This window comes from Paenibacillus sp. FSL K6-0108 (genome assembly GCF_045040695.1).
Taxonomy (GTDB): Bacteria; Bacillota; Bacilli; order Paenibacillales; family Paenibacillaceae; genus Paenibacillus; species Paenibacillus pabuli_B.
The window spans coordinates 7093945-7113829 of record NZ_CP150288.1 but is presented as its reverse complement, the minus strand read 5'-3'; the positions used below and the strand labels follow the sequence as shown (position 1 = coordinate 7113829).

The window sequence follows — 19885 nt, the reverse complement described above, 5'->3', positions numbered from 1 at the left end:
GGATGTTTCCAGCTATTATGGGAAAATAAGTTTAGAAAGTATAGGTGCAACTGCTAATGTGAACAACGCAGCCAGTACCATGGAGATGCTGGAGATGGTTCCTGTCAGTGAACTGAGCTCAAAAGCCTTAGATGTGCCTGTTCCATGGGCACCGGTTCCAAGCAGCGTACCACGTGCAATCTCGCCATCAATACGCAGCATTTTTACAATGGATGGCCCCATAATCGCACCCAGCAGACCAGTCATGATGACAAAAACCGCGGTAACGGCCGGAATGCCTCCAATGGTAGCCGATACGTTCATAGCAATAGGGGTCGTGATCGATCTTGGGATCAGACTATGAATGAGTCCGGAGTCCAGGCGCAGCCATTTGGCGAGCAGGGCAGAAGAGAGGACTGCTACCACGGAGCCTGTCATTACGCTAAGGACGATCTCGGAAATATGTTTTTTGAGTACATGGAAAAACGTATAGAGCGGTATGGCGAAGGCCACCGTAGCCGGTTGAAGCAGCAGACTTAGCCATTTGCCACCACTGCTGTAGTCTGCGTAATCCGTGCCTGTTGTGAGCAGCACACCGACGACAAGAAGTGGCGTAATCAGCAGCGGAGACAGATACACTTTGGGCAGATTGCGATACATGCGTTTGGCGACCCAGTAAATACCGACGGTTAATAACAGGCAGAGAAATCCAATCATCCGGTGTGACGCTCCTTTCTTTTTGCTATTCGGGTGGCAACAAGGCCTGTGCAGGCCATGACCAGAAATGTGCTAAGCAGGACAATAAACAGAATTTGCAGTCCGTCTTGCTCCAGCATGGGCATGTAGTTCATAATGCCAACGGCTGACGGGATGAAAAACAGCAGCAGCTCACCGAGCAGCCAGGCAGCTCCAACTTCGATCCAGCGCAGCTTCACGACACGGGTCTGAAGCAAAATGAACAGTACGATCATGCCAAGTATGGAACCTGGTACAGGTAGATGGAGAGCACGGGCCAACTGGTCCATGAGCAGTGAAAAGGCCATCAAGAGCGCAACTTGCAAAATGCCAAGGCCCCATTTCTTCACTTCAATCCCTCCTTGTATAATGAACGTGATGATTTTGAATTGTTCATGAAAATGTTTCACTTGATATCACAAATTTTACATCGCATTCTTTCATGAGTAAAATGCATATTAAGAATGTTTACCATTCCATTTATCTATGAGAGATGGGGATCAAACGATGGATATCCGCCATTTGCAATATTTTCTGGAAGTCGCTCGGCAGCAGAGCTTCACCAAAGCGGCCGAAGTGCTGTTCATTACGCAACCGACCATTAGTAAAACCGTCAAAAGCTTGGAAGATGAATTGGGCGTAACGCTGCTGGATCGTTATGGCAAGAAGGTAGCACTGACGGATGCAGGGCATGTCTTTTTTCGGCAGGCGCTTGAGATTGAAAAGTCATTTCGCAGTTTGTCTTCCGAGCTGGACGACTTGATGAATCTGAAGAAAGGTCATCTGCGAATTGGTCTTCCACCGATGGTAGGGTCCAGCTTTTTCCCGATGATTATCGGTGAATTCCACAAAGCCTATCCGCAAGTGAGCATTCAGCTATTCGAGGACGGAGCCAAAAAAGTGGAGGCCGATGTCATCAGTGGTGCCCTGGATATTGGTGTTGCCGTTCTTCCAACGGTGGATGAACTGTTGGATCATTTTGTTTTTGTAAAAGAGAAGCTGAATCTGCTCGTACATCCTTCGCACCCGCTCGCGGGTAAAGACTCTGTCGCGCTGCGTGAACTGGAGCATGACTCATTTGTGCTGTTCCGGGAGGATTTTGCGCTGCATGATCGAATTATTGCCGCTTGTCAGCATGTGGGATTTCAACCTCGGGTAGTTTATGAGAGCTCCCAGTGGGATCTGCTCAGTGCGATGGTAGCGGCCAATCTGGGCGTGGCGTTGCTGCCAGAGACGATCTGCCGTGAGGTGGATCATATGCGTGTGCGCATTATACCCGTGATGGAGCCCGTAATTCCGTGGCAGCTCGGCATGATTTGGCGGAAGGATCGATATTTGTCCTTCGCTACCCGGGAGTGGATCAGTTTCACACAGTCCATGCTGAGTGAGTAAACTCTTTTGTTGACCCCGGATCGTTGTTACAATGGAAGCATAATTATAGTGGAGGTGTACGAACATGAAACTGCGGGTATCCGCTGTACAATACCAATTGCAGACAATCAGCTCGTTTGAGCAGTTCGCCGCTCAGGCTGAGCATTACATACGGACAGCGAGTGAATACGGAACCGAATTTGTGCTGTTTCCAGAATTTTTCACAACACAATTAATGTCCATTGGGGACAAACAAGGTAATGCGCTGACGATTGAGGATCTGCCGAACTTTACGGAGCAATATGAAAAACTGTTCACGTCACTTGCTGCCCAGTACAGCATGCACGTCATTGGGGGAACCCACGTCATTCGCCGTGAAGGGAAGCTGTTCAACACAGCCCACCTGTTCTATCCGGATGGTCGCATCGCGCGCCAGGACAAGATTCACATTACACCAACCGAAGTACAGGAATGGAATATGGCTCCCGGAGATGGACTTGAGGTATTCGACACGGATAAAGGCCGTATTGCCATGCTGACCTGTTACGATATTGAATTCCCGGAAATTGTACGGATGGCCAAAGCCAAAGGCGCTGACGTGATCTTCTGTCCTTCCTGTACAGACGATCGTCACGGATTCTACCGTGTGCGTTATACGAGTCATGCCCGCGCGGTGGAGAATCAGGTGTATGTTGTGTTAACCGGAACGGTGGGCAACTTGCCGACGGTTGATTTCATGCGTGCCAACTACGGACAGGCTGCGATTATTACACCGAATGATATCCCGTTCCCGCCACGTGGCATTCTGGCCGAGGGTGAGATTAACAATGATATGATCGTGACCGCCGATCTGGATCTGGACTTGTTGTATGAGGTGCGCGAACGTGGATCGGTAACGACCTGGCGTGACCGCCGCACTGATCTATATACCGATTGGGAGTAGCGAGCTACTTTTAAAACCGGAGCGAAACAGAACAGGAAATTCATATGTCAGTGGGAAGGGGCGACCCGGCAACATGTATACCAAAGAAATGCTGATTACCGACCCGGAGCGAAGTGGCAAAAGGGTAAAAGCAGTCGTTCGCAATTATGTTGCAGCCGACTTTGAGGAACTCATTCGCATTCAGGCGGAGAGTTTCCCTCCTCCTTATCCGGAAGAGCTGCTCTGGAGTCACGAGCAGCTCACCAGTCATGTGCAGCATTACCCGGAGGGTGCCATCTGTATTGAAGTGGATGGAGAATTGGCCGGATCGATGACTTCACTGCGGATGCAGTGGGACCCTGCACACCCGGCGAGTCATACCTGGGCCGAAGTTACAGATGACGGCTATATTCGCAACCACCAGTCAGATGGCAACACGCTGTATATTGTCGATCTCTGTGTTCGTCCAAAGTACCGTAAATGGGGACTGGCTCAGCTTATGATGCAGGCGATGTACCATCTTGTCATCGCACAGGGGATAGATCGGTTACTTGGAGCTGGCAGAATGCCAGGTTATCATCTGGTTGCAAACCAACTGTCTGCACAGGAATACCTAAACCAGGTGGCGGCGGGCGAGAGGCATGATCCGGTGATATCGTTCCTGCTTCGCTGTGGCCGCATGCCGGTTGGTGTGACCGCAGACTATCTGGACGATGAGGAATCCTGCAACTACGCTGCCCTGATGGAGTGGCGAAATCCGTTCAAATAAAAAATATCAAATGAAATACATCATCAATTGAGGAGGCATTTTTCCATGGAATTCACGCGCATTACATCCATCAACGATCCACTGTTTGCCCAGATGCACAAGCTGATGCAGGAGATCTTCCCGCCGGAAGAAGTGCTGGACTTCCCCCTGTGGGCAGAACCACTGGAAGATCCGGGTATTCGGGTGTTCGTGGCTGTGCATGAGGGACAGGTCGTTGGAGCGACAGAGTACCGTTATTACGAGGATTGGAACGTGGCCATGACGGACTTTACGATTATTAGTCGCGAAGGACTGGGGATCGGCAGTTTCCTGGCGAATCACCGCAAACGTGATCTGCAAAAGCTGGCTGCGGCAAACGGGAAAGAGCTGTTCGGCATGTTTGCCGAAATCTATAACCCTTATCTGAGTCAGGATCACGAGTTTGGCGGCATCAAGCCGATGGACCCGTATGTACGTCGTGAAGTATTGTCTCATCTGGGATACCAGCGTCTGGACTTCCCGTATGTTCATCCATCCTGGCAAGGGGACGGGGAAGCGGTTGGCGGCTTGGACCTGTGCTTTATGCCGGGTGATGAGTCGCTTGGTGAACTGCCGGCCAGTCTGGTGGCTGATTTCCTGAATCGATATTATGCGGTGCTACCGAACAAACCGCAAGAATGGCTTGCCATGGTAGAAAAATTGACTGCTCGCAAGTCGGTTCCACTACTGCCGTTGTAAAAGGGGAGCAGGACCGTCACAGGTGATTGTAATGTTCTGAGCAGCAATAAAACCAAGAAAAGGCCCGTTAATCAGACCGTGATCGGTTCTGTTTAATGGGCCTTTCCGTTTTCATTAAGGTTATTGCCCTAACGAATCTGAGGTGCCTTATTCAGGGATTTGAAACGTCTACCGAAATCTAAGAAACCTGAGACACGCTATATTAGAATAAACAGCTGTTTGCAGCGTTTTTTTGGGGTATTTTGGAAAATAACGTGTCTGATGTTCTTTACAATGTATAAAGAGGACCTAAAGGTCAAATAAGACGTCCCGAGTTCCTTAGAAAATCGTCTACCCATTCGCCTGGATCGGCAAGATCGTACCTCAGAGGGGCGGAACATTACTTGCGGTATGCTGACATCCTGACATCTAGCATTATATCGCTTACCTGAGTTTGAAGACATACCCTAGAGAATTAGTTCATTGTTAATAAAGCCTATAAACAAATATTTAACGATTAATTTTTATTTAACGCCTTTTCGATTTGGTAACTGACTCAGATAACTGTTGGACAAGTGGAGAAGATCCAGAGCCCGTTCGTACTGTTCCTTCGTAATATATTCGGAAGAGGTTGATTCCTCTTCAGGTGGTAGGGCAGATGCGGGCACGGACGATTCATCCTTCAGACTGTCCGGATTCGCCCCCTTCTTCTGATTAAGCTCTGCCGAAACGACATCCTGTCTCCCGGCATTCGCAAGAGAGTAATGGGTACCATCACCGTATCCCGTTTCAGGAACGAACAGTGAAGCATCATTCAGTACAGAACCGGAGGGCAGGTAATAGCGTTCTGGCAGCAGATTATTTCCCTCACGCAGCAAATCCTGCCCGAAATACAGTTGGTTCTGGAGAGAGACTCCGGTCAACCCGGCGATCGTTGGCAGAATATCCACCTGTCCTCCGATCTGTTCCAGCTGAGCTGTCGGCGTGATGCCAGGAGCCGTGACGATGAGTGGAATATTAATCATGTCCGCGGACGTGTACTCTCGACCGTAGATTTCCTGCATCAGCTTCTCATCAGTCTTATCCAGTGAGTAGATAGGCAGACCCAGATGGTCACCGTAAACGACCAGCACGCTATTTTCCCATAGTCCACGTTCCTTAAGTCCATCAATAAATTGTCCAACCGCCTGATCGGCATAATGCTGGGACACAAGATAATCCCCTGGCAACGTATTAACGTAGCGTTCCGGCAACGTCAGACTTTTCTTATCTTCTGGCAAATGGTAAGGATGGTGTGCAGACATGGATATGATTTGTGCATAGAAAGGTGACCCTGTGTCCTGCATGGCCTCGAGTTTATCCAGTGTCTTGCTGTACAGCACTTCATCCGATGCCGAGAAGGCGATGGAATCCTCTGTTCCGAAATAATTGATGTCATAATACTGGTCGAATCCAAGCGCTTTGTATAACTGATCGCGATTCCAGAAGTGCACATCATTCGTATGGAATGTGGCTGTCTGATAACCGTTCGCGGACATCAGTCTGGGCAGACTTGGCAACTCCTTATTGGCATAGACGGTAGTAGCAGCCCCGTTGGGCGGCGTGTAAAACGATGTATTTACCACAAACTCGGCATCCGACGTATTTCCCTGTCCGACTTGCTGATAAAAGTTCGGGAAATACAGACTTTGTCCCGCCAACTTATTCAAATTTGGGGTAACTTCTTGTCCGTCCACCTGCAATCCGATCAGGAAGTTCTGAAATGATTCGAGCTGAAGGACAATGACGTTGCGTCCTTTGGCTGCACCCTCCTTCACAACAGCGGGCAGTGCTGTCGTTTGTTTAATCTCGTCGACATGATTTTGATCGATTTGATCAAGGGGCACGGGTTTGTCAGGCCGATCAGCCAGGATGGTGTACGCTTCGTAACCGAGAATCCCCATCTGCTCTGCCTGTGTAATCTCGCTCATACTCGCCCGATTGGGGTATATGTTGAGCATGCACAGCACCATCGACAGAATCAGAATGACCGAGGCAATCCGTCTTCTGGCGCTTCGTTCAAGCGGCACTCTGCCTGGACGTTCAGTCCCGCCGAGCTTGATCCGCCGACGAATCAGAATCCCCGCGATAACCAGAATATCTGCAAAAATAAACAAGTAATACGGATCAAGCAAAGAGAACATGCTGCTCTTGACCGAGGTTACCTGATTAACCTGTGCGAGCGCGTGATAATTGACAATGACACCATAATATTTGTAATACATGATCGCTGCAAAGAAGATGCCCGATAACACCAGATTTAGTCCGAGATATAGCCACATCCGGCGTTTGGCTGCGAACCATTCAATCAGACAGAAGCAGATCCAGATCAGCGGCAGCTCTGTCAGCAGCGGTTTCCAGACGGGGATGTCATCGAAGATCACAATCCAGGCCAGAGAGCTTTTGATCATCATAATAACGGTGAATACTATAAACGGTCCGCTTAGAAACCGGGTGAGTGAATTGCGTGACAAGTTACCGCCTTCCTTCCTTTCCGAAGTTTCATTTAACAAGTATTATGCTATCTCATGGCGTGTCGTGTCAAAAAAAGAACCTAACTTCCAGTCAGCTCTCTTACCCGTAATTATTGTGGGAAAGCGGAGTAGCTTGAGGTCATTCTTCATAACCACGCATAATGAAAAAGCCCCTTCCGTTGAGAAAGAGACGAAAGGGGCTACCAGTTTGAAGACAAAAGATCGAATGGATACGCCCCAAAGCGTAATCACATTAATTTTGCAAATGTGCCACAAATCCTGGAGCATAATATCAGGCTTGCTCCTGTTTGTTTACTCTATGGTGAATGTCGTGACGAATGAAGGTCTTGGAAACATGTTGGGCTTCTGTGCGGTCAGCCCTTCACTACTGCTGCGGTTGCGGTGAGCATTGTTATAGGCTTGAGACTGCTGCCAGTTTTTGAAATGATCCTCGGACTGCCAAAGGGTAAGTACCACATACGTATCGTCCTTTAGCGGACGAAGCACACGAATGCCGACAAAGCCGGGTTCGTCTTCCACTTTGCGCGCACGATTCTTGAAACGTTCCTCGAAGTCATTCCGTCCATCCTCGGTTACGGGTATATTGTTCAGAACGGCATAACCGCCGCCTGTCCAGGAGCCTGCGGCATCAAAGGCCTCATACGCCGCTACATTATCATTGGGCTCAATGTTCATTAGACGTTCTGTCGATTCAATGGCCAAACGAACCTGTTCCTCGCTGCGCAAAGTCAGATGCGGATATGCAGCAAGTGCATCCGGAATCGGTGAAGGGACCAAATAGATATACATAGAAGATGCCTCCTTTTTTACGTACATTCTCCCCCAACATAGCATATGGGAAGGTGCGAGTCCAATCCGCTGATTGGCTGGTTTGAGCACCGCTTTTCGTGATAAAGTATAGAGACTACAATCAGAACGGGTGATCGCATGACAACCGCAATTCGAATATCAGTCAGGCCTTTGGTGGAATATGTGTACCGCAGCGGCAGCATCCGTCCAGGGTTTCGCACCAATGCATCGATGCAGGAGGGAACCCGGATACACCAGCGGGTGCAGAAGGATTACACAGAAGAGGATCTGAAAGAAGTGGTTCTCGAAGTGGAACTGCAGCATGGAGACTTGACCTACGTGGTGGAGGGGCGATGCGACGGGCTGATTCGTCTGGATGGTCAGCTGACGGTGGATGAGATCAAATCAACTGCAGGAAACCTGGACGATCTGGGCGACGGGGCTCCCATACACTGGGCACAGGCCATGATGTATGCCTATATGTACGCCGTTCAGCATGATGAACCCCGTATGCAGGTACAGCTTACATACGTGCACACCGTGACCAATGAAGAAAGACGGTTTCGGCGGATGCTGGAACGGCAGGAGCTTGAACAGTTTGCAGCAGAACTGGTGGCTGGCTACGCGCCATATGCAGAGATGATTGTGGCCTATGAAGAGAAGCGCGATATAAGTGTGCGAGAGCTGCCTTTTCCTTTTCGCAAATACAGAGAGGGACAGCGCAAGCTGGCAGGGGCCGTATACAAGACGATCCGTGAGGGACAGGGGCTGATGGCGAAGGCGCCAACAGGTATTGGCAAAACGATGTCCGTCCTGTTTCCCACGGTCAAGGCCATTGGTGAAGGAGAAGCCAAACGACTGTTCTATCTGACCGCAAGAACGACGACGCGAGTGGCGGCAGAAGAGGCTTTTGCCCGGATGCAGGCGGAAGGCCTGAAGATGCATGTCATCAGTCTGACCGCGAAGGACAAGATCTGTTTCAAGGAAGAGGAAGCCTGTGATACGGGACAGTGTGGCATGTGCGAAGGATATTATGACCGTATTAATGGGGCCGTGCTGGATATGCTGGAACATGAGACGTTAATGACACGCCCGGTTATTGAACAGTACGCGCGCAAGCATCGGGTATGTCCGTTTGAATTTTCACTGGATGCTGCGTATGCAGCCGATGCGGTGATCTGCGATTATAACTATATTTTCGATCCACGCATCTCGCTCAAACGCATGCTGGAGGAGCAAAAGCGCAAGACGGTATTGCTGGTCGATGAGGCACATAATCTGGTTGATCGGGGCCGGATGATGTTTTCGGCAGAGCTGGAGAAGGCCGTCTTTCTGGATGTCAAAAGGGCGTTCCAGACGCTGGGCAGCGGTGTGACCGCCGCCAAAGCCATCGCGGATCGTACGGGTGCCATCGATAAATACCTGATTACGCTTCGCAAAAATGGTGGGGATGAGGGCAAATTGCTGCAACAGGAGGCGCCGGAGGAACTGATTGAACTGCTGGAACCTTTTGTCATGGTTGCGGAGCAATGCCTTGTGGAAGGTGGCTCTGGAAATGCCGAGACGGATGAACTGCTGCTGGAAGCCTACTTTACCGCACAGAACTTCCTGCGTATTGCCAAGCTGTACGACGAACGCTTCATTACCTATGCGGAATGTGTGCGAAGCGAAGTACGAGTGAAGCTGTTCTGCCTTGATCCATCCGTGCTGCTGCGCCAGACGGCCAAAGGCTTCCGCTCCACCATTCATTTCTCTGCGACATTGTCACCCCTTGGCTATTACCGGGATATGCTAGGTGCGGAGGAAGAGGATTATACGCTGCGTATTCCTTCACCTTTCCAGCGGGAGCAGCTGGATGTGAGATTGCTGCCATTATCGATTCGCTATCGGGACCGTGAGCGTTCCAGACAGCCTATTGCCAATATGCTGCGCGAGTTGGTTGTCGAGTGGCCTCATAGCAACCTGCTTGTCTTTTTCCCATCCTATCCATATATGCGCGAAGTACATGGGACGTATATGGAACAGCCGGGCGAGGCAGAGGTCGTGATGCAGGAGCAGGGTATGAGCGAAGAGGAGCGGGAGGCGTTCCTGAACGCGTTCCAGCCGCATCCTGAACGAACACGATTGGTATTTGCCGTTATGGGCGGTGTATTTTCCGAGGGTGTCGATCTGCCGGGTGATCGTCTGAATGGAGTTGTGGTTGTCGGTGCCGGACTTCCCCAGATTGGTCTGGAGAACAACGTACTTCGCGATTATTATAGCCGGACAGGGCGCAACGGTTTCAATTATGCCTATGTTTTCCCCGGCATGAACAAGGTATTGCAGGCAGGCGGAAGGCTGATACGTACGGAAGAGGACAAGGGCGTGTTGGTGCTGGTCGACGATCGATTTACCGAGGAACCGTATCGTTCATTGCTGCCCGAAGAATGGCAGGACTACACACGAATTTCACCCCAATAACGATTTATAGCCAAGATGATCGCAGACTTTTTCAGCTTTCTTTGCTGTGTATGATTGAAGGATAGGCCGAAAAGGGTATTACTTGGATAGCATACGAAGAACGAACAAGGACCTAGAGATCCGTGCCGTGGTCTGCTTCGAAAGCAATCAAGGAGGTCGGTTGGGAATGAAGAGAAATCATACGATGATGCAGTTTTTTGAATGGCACCTGGCCGCAGACGGAAAACACTGGAAACGCTTGGCCGAAATGGCGCCAGAACTGAAATCCAAGGGAATAGATACGGTGTGGGTGCCTCCCGTGACCAAAGCCGTATCTGCCGAGGATACCGGTTATGGTGTATATGACCTGTATGATCTGGGTGAATTTGACCAGAAGGGCAGCGTGCGCACCAAATATGGCACCAAGCAGGAACTGATCGATGCCATCGCAGAGTGCCAGAAGAATGGCATTGGCGTCTATGTAGATCTGGTGATGAACCATAAGGCGGGTGCGGATGAGACGGAAGTCTTCAAGGTGATTGAGGTCGATCCCAATGACCGATTGAAGGAAATCTCCAAACCGTTTGAGATTGAGGGATGGACCAAATTCACATTTCCGGGCCGAGGGGATCAATACTCCTCTTTCAAATGGAACGCTGAACACTTCAATGGCACCGACTATGATGCCAAGGGAGAACGAAGCGGTGTGTTCCGCATTGCAGGGGAGAACAAAAACTGGAATCAGAATGTCGACGATGAGTTCGGCAACTATGACTACCTGATGTTCGCCAATATTGATTACAATCACCCGGATGTCCGGAAGGAAATGCTCCAATGGGGAAAATGGCTCATCGATACGCTGCAATGCAGCGGTTTTCGACTGGATGCGATCAAACATATCAACCACGAATTCATCAAGGAATTCGCTGCCGAGATGATTCGCAAACGCGGGCAGGATTTCTACATTGTGGGCGAGTTCTGGAACTCCAATCTGGATGCTTGCCGTGAATTTCTGGATACGGTGGATTATCAGATTGACCTGTTCGATGTGTCCCTGCATTATAAGCTTCATGAAGCCTCACTCGCTGGCCGGGATTTCGATCTTTCCAAAATTTTCGATGACACTCTGGTTCAGACACATCCAACACATGCCGTAACGTTTGTCGATAACCATGATTCCCAGCCGCATGAAGCGCTGGAATCCTGGGTGGGCGATTGGTTCAAGCCGAGCGCATATGCACTAACGCTACTGCGTCGTGACGGTTACCCGGTTGTTTTTTACGGGGATTATTACGGCATTGGTGGGCCCGAACCTGTCAAGGGCAAGAAAGAGATTCTGGATATTCTGATGTTAGCGCGTTACGACAAGGCCTATGGAGAGCAGGAAGATTACTTCGACCACGCGAACACGATTGGATGGGTACGCCGTGGGGTGGACGAAATCGAAGGCTCCGGTTGTGCAGTAGTTATCTCGAATGGTGATGATGGTGAGAAAAGGATGTTTGTTGGCGAACACCGTGCTGGCGAAGTGTGGACCGATCTGACACACAGTTGTGAAGACAGCATTACCATTGGGAAAGACGGATGGGCCACCTTTCATGTATGTGGCGGAGGCGTCTCCGTATGGGCTCTTCCGGATCAGGGTGAGGATTCTGCTGCTCAATAATACGTTGAGGGTCAGTGTAACTTCATATATCTTGTTAAACCATCTGGACTGGCGATCTATCTGCCAGCAGGTGGTTTTTTTTATATTAGGTGGAGTGAGTTTGTTCGTGTTATCCTTATATGGAATAATAAACCAACATAATGATTACTATTAAAATCGATTCGTGATTATTTTTGATAGATCATACCGAGGGGGAAATCGGGTGAGGAGATTAGTACAATTGGGGTTATGGCTGCTTGTCATGGCGGTTTGTCTGGGGGCTTGCAGTTTGGGGGCAAACAAAGGACCAAGGGGGGAACCGAAGCGAACGGATGATTATACGCTGAATACTGAGCGCAGGGATCTGACCCAGCGTTTGCAGAAAAATCCGGATTCCTTTCAGGAGCGATTGCCAGATAATTATAGCTTGACTGCTACTGTTAGAGTTAGTCATGAATCTGATCTGGACCGAATTGTATATGAGATTTCAGTTAAAGAGGCCCAGGTACCGATGGTCAATGTGATACAGTCTTTTACACTTGATCCATCCTTGATGAACAGCATTAACGCTATAGAGCTTTTTAACTCCAATGTGGGAAATACGCACGAGACGACCATGGGTCCTGGAAAAGAACCGTTAGGATTAAGTTTACTCAGAGATTATATTTTGAAGCCAAAAGCGGAGATTCATAGCAATATCATTCATACTTATCAGGATATGTATATCAAAATTTCTTACGGACCATATGATCAGCGAACGGAAGATTACGTTCATATGAAAGCTGAGCCATCTCCTGAAACCATTGAATATATGAAATCATGGAATGATGATGAATAGAAAGACAGCACCCGAAAAGCTCCTTCAAAGGAACCTGAATGGATGCTGCCTCTTTATTTTGGTGATAGATATAGTTCGAGTTGCGTACTACACTTCCAGTTCAAATGACTCCAGCGTACCTACCATTCTTAGATCATGCTCTTGGTTGAACTGTGTACGCTTGTCCGCATTGGCATATTCATCATGATAGTGCATTAGCACAGTTTTCTGTCTTACTTCGGCAGGCAGCTGTTGCAGATCCTTCAGTGAGGTATGTGATTTGATGATCAGATCATGCATATGACATTCGTGGAAAATGAGCTGTACGTCTGCAGCGGCCTGCTCGACCCGTTCCTGATCCAGCGTGCTGTCCGCGCTATAATAGAAATAAGGCTTTGCAAGAAGACCATTGCTGACCATGCCCGGCACGTGCTGTGTTCGGAAAGTCTCAAACGTCACGCCCCCCAGCTCAAATGTGCCTCCATCCGGTAAAGGTACGATATCGTAATAGTCGCTCATCGTGCGCTCCCCATCGGTTGTATAACGCATGCCAGGGGATAAAATATTCCATAACGGATCAACCAGTTCTTCATGGATATACAGGGTTGGCTTGCGGTCGCCCACAATCTGTGCATAATATCCAAGCATTTGTACTCCGTTAATATGATCTTCATGCAGATGGGTAATAAACACATTGTGAATATCTGTCATGGGAAAGCCGTATTCTTTCAATGCTTTTGCATTCGACTCTGGAAAATCAATTACCAGATGTGTATCTCCGAATTCGGCCAGCATACTGTTGTGATGTTGCTCCACGCTGAACATGTCTCCTGTACCGAGGAAAGTAATTTTCATTGAATTCATCTCCTTCTCATGATCTTCAAATCAGTATAATTGCCATTAAAAACAGTATACCTTGTTCCAGGATATATGCCTAAATCAACCTTTTGTGATAACGCTATCATTTTATATTGAACTTTGTGGGCAAACAGTGTAGCGTAAAGATTGGGAAGTGAACCCATATGAACGTAAACTCACCTAAAGGGAGCGTGCGAGGCGAATGAAATCTTTTCTGGATGAACAATTTTTACTGCATAATGAAACGGCAATCAAGTTATACGAAGATTATGCGAAAGACATGCCGATTATTGACTATCATTGCCATCTCAGTCCACAGGAAATCTACGAAAATAAAACTTTTGGCAATATTACAGAGGCCTGGTTATACGGTGATCACTACAAATGGCGGCTGATGCGCGCAAACGGAATTGAGGAGCAGTACATTACGGGTGGAGAAGGCGTAACGGATTACGATCGTTTTCTGGCGTATGCCAAAACCGTACCAATGATGATTGGTAACCCGCTGTACGCTTGGTCTCATCTGGAATTACAGCGTTATTTCGGTGTCTATGAAGTGTTGAATGAGAAAAGCGCCCCGGCGATCTGGGAAAAAGTAAATGCAAAGCTGAACAGTGACGGATTCGGTGCACGTGATCTCATTACCAAATCCAATGTCACCGTGGTATGCACAACGGATGATCCATGTGACTCCCTGGAATATCACCTGAAGATTCAGGAAATTGAAGGATTCGATACTGCTGTACTGCCTTCATTCCGTCCGGATAAAGGGCTGGAACTGAACCGCGATACATTCCCGGAATGGGTGGGCAAGCTATCACAGGCATCCGGCACGGCGATTTCCGATTATGATTCATTCCTTGCTGCACTTGAATCACGGGTAGAGTTCTTCCACTCCGTTGGAGGCCGTGTGTCTGACCATGCACTCGATTATGTACCTTTCGGTGTAGCTACACAGGAGGAAGCAGCGGCTATATTTGCCAAAGCTCTCGCTGGACAGAAGGTCAGTCGTGAGGAAGAGGACAAGTACAAGACGGTAACGTTGACTTTCCTCGGCAAATTGTACGCAGATCGGGGCTGGGTGATGCAGTTCCATATTAATGCTGCCCGCAACAATAACAGTCGGATGTTCGCACAGCTTGGCCCGGATACCGGATATGATGCGGTGAATGATACGCCACTTTCTTCAGCAGTCATCGGCCTGCTGGATGCACTTGATCAGGAGCAGGCGTTACCGAAAACAATCCTGTATTCCTTGAATCCTCGGGACAATGAAGTGCTTGCAGCGATTATCGGTAGTTTCCAGGGCGGGGGCATTCCAGGCAAAATTCAGCTTGGGGCAGCCTGGTGGTTTAATGATACGAAGGACGGTATGCTTGCTCAAATGAAGGCGCTGGCGAATGTGGGTCTAATCAGCCGTTTTGTCGGCATGCTGACCGATTCCCGCAGTTTCCTCTCCTACACAAGACATGAGTATTTCCGCCGTCTGGTCTGCAACCTCATCGGTGAATGGGCCGAACAGGGCGAGGTACCGCATGATATGGAACTGCTTGGACAGATCGTACAGGGCATTGCCTACAACAATGCGAAGGAGTATTTCCCTTTTGCGTCAGCGTTGAGAACTGTCTCTGCTTCGCAGTCCTGATTGGATATTTTGTTCAAAGAAAACGGAAACCGTGGCTATCGAGTCACGGTTTTTTTCTGTGAAATTGCGAATTGACTTTCAACTTTTGCAGGAATATACTTAGTATACCTAATTAATTGATTGGCTATTTAATTGCAATACTATTTAATAGATGTCCTATGGTGTTGCGTTATTAGGAAATGATAATGAAGGTAAGGGAGGGACAATCAATGACTGGCATAGATCCGGTTGCCCAGAAGCTTTTGTATTCCATTATGCAGTTTAATAAAGGCAAATGGAGGCAGCATAAACCACATGGGCGTAATCACAATGAAATTATGGTACTGGGCTGTTTGCTGCACGGCATGCATCCGGGAGAACGACTGAATTGGCAGGATAATCCCCCCAATTTCAATGATACGATACATTCAAATCATCCTGGACTGAAAGTGTCAGAGATCAGTGCTTTGCTGCGTGTGAAATCACCGACGATTACCCCTGTCATTCGGGGGCTTGAAGACGAAGGGCTGGTTGAACGAACTATGGACCCGGAGGATCGGCGCGCAGTTCGCATCACCATTACTGACGCAGGCCGTGAAATTATTCGGGCAGCTCATCAGGAACGTATGGAGATTTTTAACAAGCTCGTTAAACATCTGGGTGAGGATGACAGTCTTCAATTAGCCGAATTGTTGACCAGAGTGTATACCTTTTTTGATACGCGGGTTCCCCAGCAGTCCGAAGCACCTACACAAGGAGATGATAAGCCATGATGAAATTGTTTCGCATGCTTAAGCCTTACCGAGTCCCCATTTTTTTCATTTTAGGCTTGGTCTTGCTGCAATCGCTCGCTGAATTGTACCTGCCAACCTTGATGGCGGACATCGTCAATCATGGTATCGTCAAAGGCGATGTACCATACATCTGGCAGATTGGCGGCTGGATGCTGGTGATTGCTGTTGCGGGGACGGCCTGTTCCGTGACAGCCAGTTATCTTTCTTCCCGCACGGCAGGTGGATTTGCCAAGCAGCTGCGCAGCAGAGTGTTCCGCCATGTAGAGAACTTTTCGCTGCAGGAATTTGATAAATTGGGTACAGCGTCACTGATCACCCGTACGACAAACGATATTACGCAGGTTCAGAACGTATTAACGATGATGCTGCGCATGATGATTATGGCACCGATGATGTGTATCGGGGGTATCTTCATGGCTGTATCCCAGGATGCCAAATTATCGACCATTTTCCTGGTTGTCCTGCCTGTGCTGGCGGGAGCCATTGCATTAATTGGTGCGAAGGGTCTGCCTTTGTTCAAACAAATTCAGAAAAAACTCGATCGTCTCAACCTTGTTCTGCGTGAACAATTAACAGGGATTCGCGTGGTTCGTTCCTTTAATCGCGGGGAACATGAGCGTGTTCGCTTTAACGGAGCCAATACGGATCTGCGAGACGTTTCCATTAAAGTGAATGTGCTCATGGCTACATTGATGCCAGTCATGATGCTGGTTATGAACTTTTCGATGATTGCGATCCTTTATTTCGGTGGACAGCGTATTGACAGTGGAAATATGGACATTGGTTCATTGATCGCCTTTATTCAGTATGCAATGCAAATCATGTTTTCTCTCATTATGGTGTCCATTATCTTTGTCATGATTCCAAGAGCTTCGGCTTCGGCAGAACGGATCAACGAAGTATTGGATATGCATCCCGATCTTAGCAATCCAGAGCAGCCTCGTGATATGAAGTCGCTGCAAGGCACCATTGAATTCGATAACGTGACATTCCGTTATCCGGGTGCGGAAAATGCTGCGTTGTCAGGCATTTCATTTACGGCACGCCCAGGTGAAACCACTGCCATTATTGGGGGTACAGGCTCGGGGAAATCCACATTGCTCAGTCTCATTCCACGTTTCTATGATGTAACGGAGGGCAGTGTTCGAGTAAATGGGACAGATGTCCGTGAGCTGCGGCAGGAAGATCTGCGGGCCAAAATTGGATTTGTACCACAAAAAGCGGTGCTTTTCACCGGGACGATTGCGGAGAATATCCGCCATGGTAAGGATGACGCCACGATGGAGGAGATTGTTCAAGCCGCTCAAACCGCTCAGGCAGAGAACTTCATTACGGAGATGAAAGACGGTTACGACAGCGTTATTGCGCAGGGAGGTAACAACGTATCCGGTGGACAGAAGCAGCGTTTGTCCATTGCACGCGCACTGGTTCGCCGTCCGGAAGTATACATTTTTGATGACAGCTTCTCGGCTCTCGATTTCAAAACCGACGCCAAACTTCGTGCTGCCCTGAAGTCCGAAACGACTGAAGCAGCAGTTCTAATTGTGGCTCAGCGCGTAAGTACGGTTATGGATGCGGATCGTATTCTGGTTATGGATGAGGGACGAATTGTTGGTTCGGGAACACATAAAGAGCTGCTGGAGCACAATGAAGTGTATCGCGAGATTGTATCCTCCCAGCTGACAGAGGAGGAGATCGCATGAGTGAACGTACTGAACGCAAGTCGCCTCGTCCCCCTGGAGGGCCGGGTCATCCGGGAGGCGGAATGGGCATGCGGCCTCCCGTGGAGAAAGCAAAGGATTTCAAAGGTACCCTGCGGCGCCTGATCCGTTATCTTCAGCCCCACAGCTATCGTTTGCTGGGTGTGCTGGTCGCCGCAATTCTAAGTACCGTGTTCAGCATCATCAGTCCGAAGGTTATGGCGGAAGGAACAGATATTCTAAGCAAAGGTGCTATTGCCATCCTCCAGGGTGTGCAGGGTGCCGGTGTTGATTTTCCTGCCTTGATGAAAGTCTTGTATCTGCTTGTGGGGCTCTATCTGTTTAGTGCGGCCTTCATGTACATTCAGCAATACCTGATGGCTGGTGTCGCTCAGCGAGTTGTGTATGACATGCGTGAGCAAATCAGTGCCAAGGTGGGACGTCTGCCGCTGAAATATTTCGACTCCCGTACCCACGGGGAAACATTAAGCCGGGCGACAAACGATGTGGATAACATTAGTAACACGCTCCAGCAAAGTTTGGCGCAGTTCATTACGTCTGTGGTGACCATAGTCGGTGTGATCATCATGATGTTGACCATTAGTCCATGGATGACTCTCATTACTATTTTGACATTGCCATTGAGTGTAGTCGTTGTGATGCTGGTAGCATCCCGCTCGCAAAAACACTTTGCAGGCCAGCAGAAATCTCTTGGTGAATTGAATGGGCATGTTGAAGAAATGTATACGGGTCATAAAGTGGTGAAAGCTTTTGGCCGGGAAGAACAATCGGTACAGCAATTCGAGAAGGTTAATGAAGAACTGTATGAATCCGGCTGGAAAGCCCAGTTTATCTCGGGGATTATCATGCCGCTAATGAGCTTTGTTGGTAACCTTGGTTATGTGCTGATCTGTGTGGTCGGCGGGATCTTTGTTACGCGTGGTGCCATCTCCATCGGGGATATCCTTGCATTCACACAGTACTCTCGTCAGTTCACGCAGCCGATTAACCAGATTGCAAACATCTCAAATATCATTCAGTCCACCATCGCTTCGGCGGAACGGGTATTTGAATTGTTGGATGAAGAGGAAGAGGTTCCGGAGTCTTCGAAACCGGTACAATTGCAGCAGCCACAGGGTGCCGTTGCATTCCAAGGTGTGAATTTTGGATATAAAGCAGATGAGCTGCTCATTCAAAATATGAATATTGATGTAAAACCGGGACAGACGGTAGCCATTGTCGGACCGACTGGAGCGGGGAAAACAACGCTGATCAACCTCCTGATGCGTTTCTACGAAATTCAGGACGGCCAAATTACGATTGACGGCGTGAATATCGTGGACATGGAACGTGGTAAGCTGCGCAGCCTGTTTGGGATGGTGCTTCAGGACACATGGCTGTTCAACGGAACGATCCGTGACAACATTGCCTATGGACGGGAAGGTGCAACAGAAGAGGAAGTCATCAGAGCGGCCGATGCGGCCCATGCCGATCACTTCATTCGTACCTTACCTGATGGATATGACACGGTGCTGAATGAAGAAGCATCGAACATCTCCCAGGGTCAGAAACAATTGCTGACGATTGCAAGAGCGATTCTGGCGAATCCGGCCATTCTGATTCTGGATGAGGCAACGAGCAGTGTCGATACGCGGACCGAAGTGTTCATCCAGAAAGCAATGAATGATCTGATGAAGGATCGCACCAGCTTTGTCATTGCCCACAGATTGTCCACTATTCGCGGAGCCGACCTGATTCTTGTTATGGATCATGGTAACGTCATTGAGCAGGGCAATCATGAGGAACTGATGGCGAAACAGGGCTTCTATGCCGATCTGTACAACAGTCAGTTCACGGAGCAGCAGCCGCAGGCGATCTGATTGTTGGCAGCTTTAAAAAATAGCCGGGCACCCTTCGGGGATCCCGGCTATTCCTCGTGAATGGTGTGATGCAGGGCGAGAAGCAGTGTATCATGCGATGCAGTGTACGATGTCTCATCTCCCAACGCTAACGAATCGAGGGCACCTTATATCGGGGATTAGCGTGGAATGCCAGAGCTAACGAACTGGAGACACGCTAATCGCACGAAATTAGTAAAAAGCGGCGAAAGGGAGCACAGAATGAGGAAATAAAGCGTCTGAGGTTCGTTACACCACAGGAATGGTGGAAAATGGTGGAATTGGAGCAAATAGAGCGTGCTGGATTCGTTAAAC

16 protein-coding genes are annotated in these 19885 nt (G+C 48.9%); 11 read left to right on the top strand and 5 right to left on the bottom strand.

Features of this window, described 5'->3' with window-relative positions; translation table 11 throughout:
• Positions 1-15 precede the first annotated feature (15 nt).
• Positions 16-696, bottom strand: a complete 681-nt coding sequence (locus MHB49_RS32230; protein ID WP_405154309.1) for a CidB/LrgB family autolysis modulator — start codon at positions 694-696, stop codon at positions 16-18.
• Positions 693-1064: a CidA/LrgA family protein gene (locus MHB49_RS32225; RefSeq protein ID WP_405154308.1), complete on the bottom strand. Its 372-nt coding sequence runs from the start codon at positions 1062-1064 to the stop codon at positions 693-695. The genes MHB49_RS32230 and MHB49_RS32225 overlap by 4 nt, the downstream gene beginning before the upstream one ends.
• Positions 1065-1221: 157 nt before the next feature.
• Between MHB49_RS32225 and cidR the strand changes: the two genes are divergently transcribed.
• From cidR to MHB49_RS32205, 4 genes are all read left to right on the top strand, one after another.
• Entirely contained in the window at positions 1222-2106 is an 885-nt protein-coding gene (gene cidR / locus MHB49_RS32220) for a cidABC operon transcriptional activator CidR (RefSeq protein WP_405157289.1), read from the top strand.
• Between the two features lie 64 nt (positions 2107-2170).
• Positions 2171-3028, top strand: a complete 858-nt coding sequence (locus MHB49_RS32215) for a carbon-nitrogen hydrolase family protein (protein ID WP_405154307.1) — start codon at positions 2171-2173, stop codon at positions 3026-3028.
• A 73-nt stretch (positions 3029-3101) separates the two neighbouring features.
• Positions 3102-3776, top strand: a complete 675-nt coding sequence (locus MHB49_RS32210; protein WP_405154306.1) for a GNAT family N-acetyltransferase — start codon at positions 3102-3104, stop codon at positions 3774-3776.
• A gap of 45 nt (positions 3777-3821) precedes the next feature.
• Complete coding sequence (locus tag MHB49_RS32205) at positions 3822-4493, top strand: GNAT family N-acetyltransferase (RefSeq protein ID WP_405154305.1); 672 nt, start codon at positions 3822-3824, stop codon at positions 4491-4493.
• 503 nt (positions 4494-4996) lie between these two features.
• Here the strand turns inward: MHB49_RS32205 and MHB49_RS32200 are convergent.
• Together MHB49_RS32200 and MHB49_RS32195 are read right to left on the bottom strand one after the other, a co-directional pair.
• Positions 4997-6985 (bottom strand): LTA synthase family protein, encoded by a 1989-nt coding sequence (locus tag MHB49_RS32200; protein ID WP_405154304.1) that lies wholly within the window; start codon positions 6983-6985, stop codon positions 4997-4999.
• A 312-nt stretch (positions 6986-7297) separates the two neighbouring features.
• Positions 7298-7795: an antibiotic biosynthesis monooxygenase family protein gene (locus MHB49_RS32195; protein WP_405154303.1), complete on the bottom strand. Its 498-nt coding sequence runs from the start codon at positions 7793-7795 to the stop codon at positions 7298-7300.
• 138 nt (positions 7796-7933) lie between these two features.
• Here MHB49_RS32195 and MHB49_RS32190 point away from each other — a divergent pair, with 138 nt between their 5' ends.
• The 3 genes from MHB49_RS32190 to MHB49_RS32180 all read left to right on the top strand — a co-directional run bounded on the left by MHB49_RS32190 (position 7934) and on the right by MHB49_RS32180 (position 12717).
• A complete protein-coding gene (locus MHB49_RS32190; protein ID WP_405154302.1) occupies positions 7934-10255 on the top strand; it encodes a helicase C-terminal domain-containing protein in 2322 nt (773 codons plus the stop codon).
• Positions 10256-10421: 166 nt separating this feature from the next.
• On the top strand, positions 10422-11900 hold the full coding sequence (locus MHB49_RS32185; RefSeq protein ID WP_405154301.1) for an alpha-amylase: 1479 nt from the start codon (positions 10422-10424) through the stop codon (positions 11898-11900).
• Between the two features lie 202 nt (positions 11901-12102).
• Positions 12103-12717, top strand: a complete 615-nt coding sequence (locus tag MHB49_RS32180) for a hypothetical protein (RefSeq protein WP_405154300.1) — start codon at positions 12103-12105, stop codon at positions 12715-12717.
• 87 nt (positions 12718-12804) lie between these two features.
• Here MHB49_RS32180 and MHB49_RS32175 read toward each other — a convergent pair whose 3' ends face one another.
• A complete protein-coding gene (locus tag MHB49_RS32175; RefSeq protein WP_405154299.1) occupies positions 12805-13551 on the bottom strand; it encodes an MBL fold metallo-hydrolase in 747 nt (248 codons plus the stop codon).
• A 205-nt stretch (positions 13552-13756) separates the two neighbouring features.
• On the opposite strand from MHB49_RS32175, the gene uxaC reads away from it, so the two are divergent.
• The 4 genes from uxaC to MHB49_RS32155 all read left to right on the top strand — a co-directional run bounded on the left by uxaC (position 13757) and on the right by MHB49_RS32155 (position 19552).
• Positions 13757-15199, top strand: coding sequence for a glucuronate isomerase (uxaC, locus tag MHB49_RS32170; protein ID WP_405154298.1), 1443 nt, complete (start codon positions 13757-13759; stop codon positions 15197-15199).
• 209 nt (positions 15200-15408) lie between these two features.
• Positions 15409-15951 (top strand): MarR family winged helix-turn-helix transcriptional regulator, encoded by a 543-nt coding sequence (locus MHB49_RS32165; RefSeq protein WP_247899772.1) that lies wholly within the window; start codon positions 15409-15411, stop codon positions 15949-15951.
• A complete protein-coding gene (locus MHB49_RS32160; protein ID WP_405154297.1) occupies positions 15948-17675 on the top strand; it encodes an ABC transporter ATP-binding protein in 1728 nt (575 codons plus the stop codon). The genes MHB49_RS32165 and MHB49_RS32160 overlap by 4 nt, the downstream gene beginning before the upstream one ends.
• The gene (locus tag MHB49_RS32155; protein WP_405154296.1) at positions 17672-19552 is read left to right on the top strand and encodes an ABC transporter ATP-binding protein; all 1881 of its coding nucleotides are present in this window, start codon (positions 17672-17674) and stop codon (positions 19550-19552) included. Before MHB49_RS32160 ends, MHB49_RS32155 begins: the two co-directional genes overlap by 4 nt.
• Positions 19553-19885 lie beyond the last annotated feature (333 nt).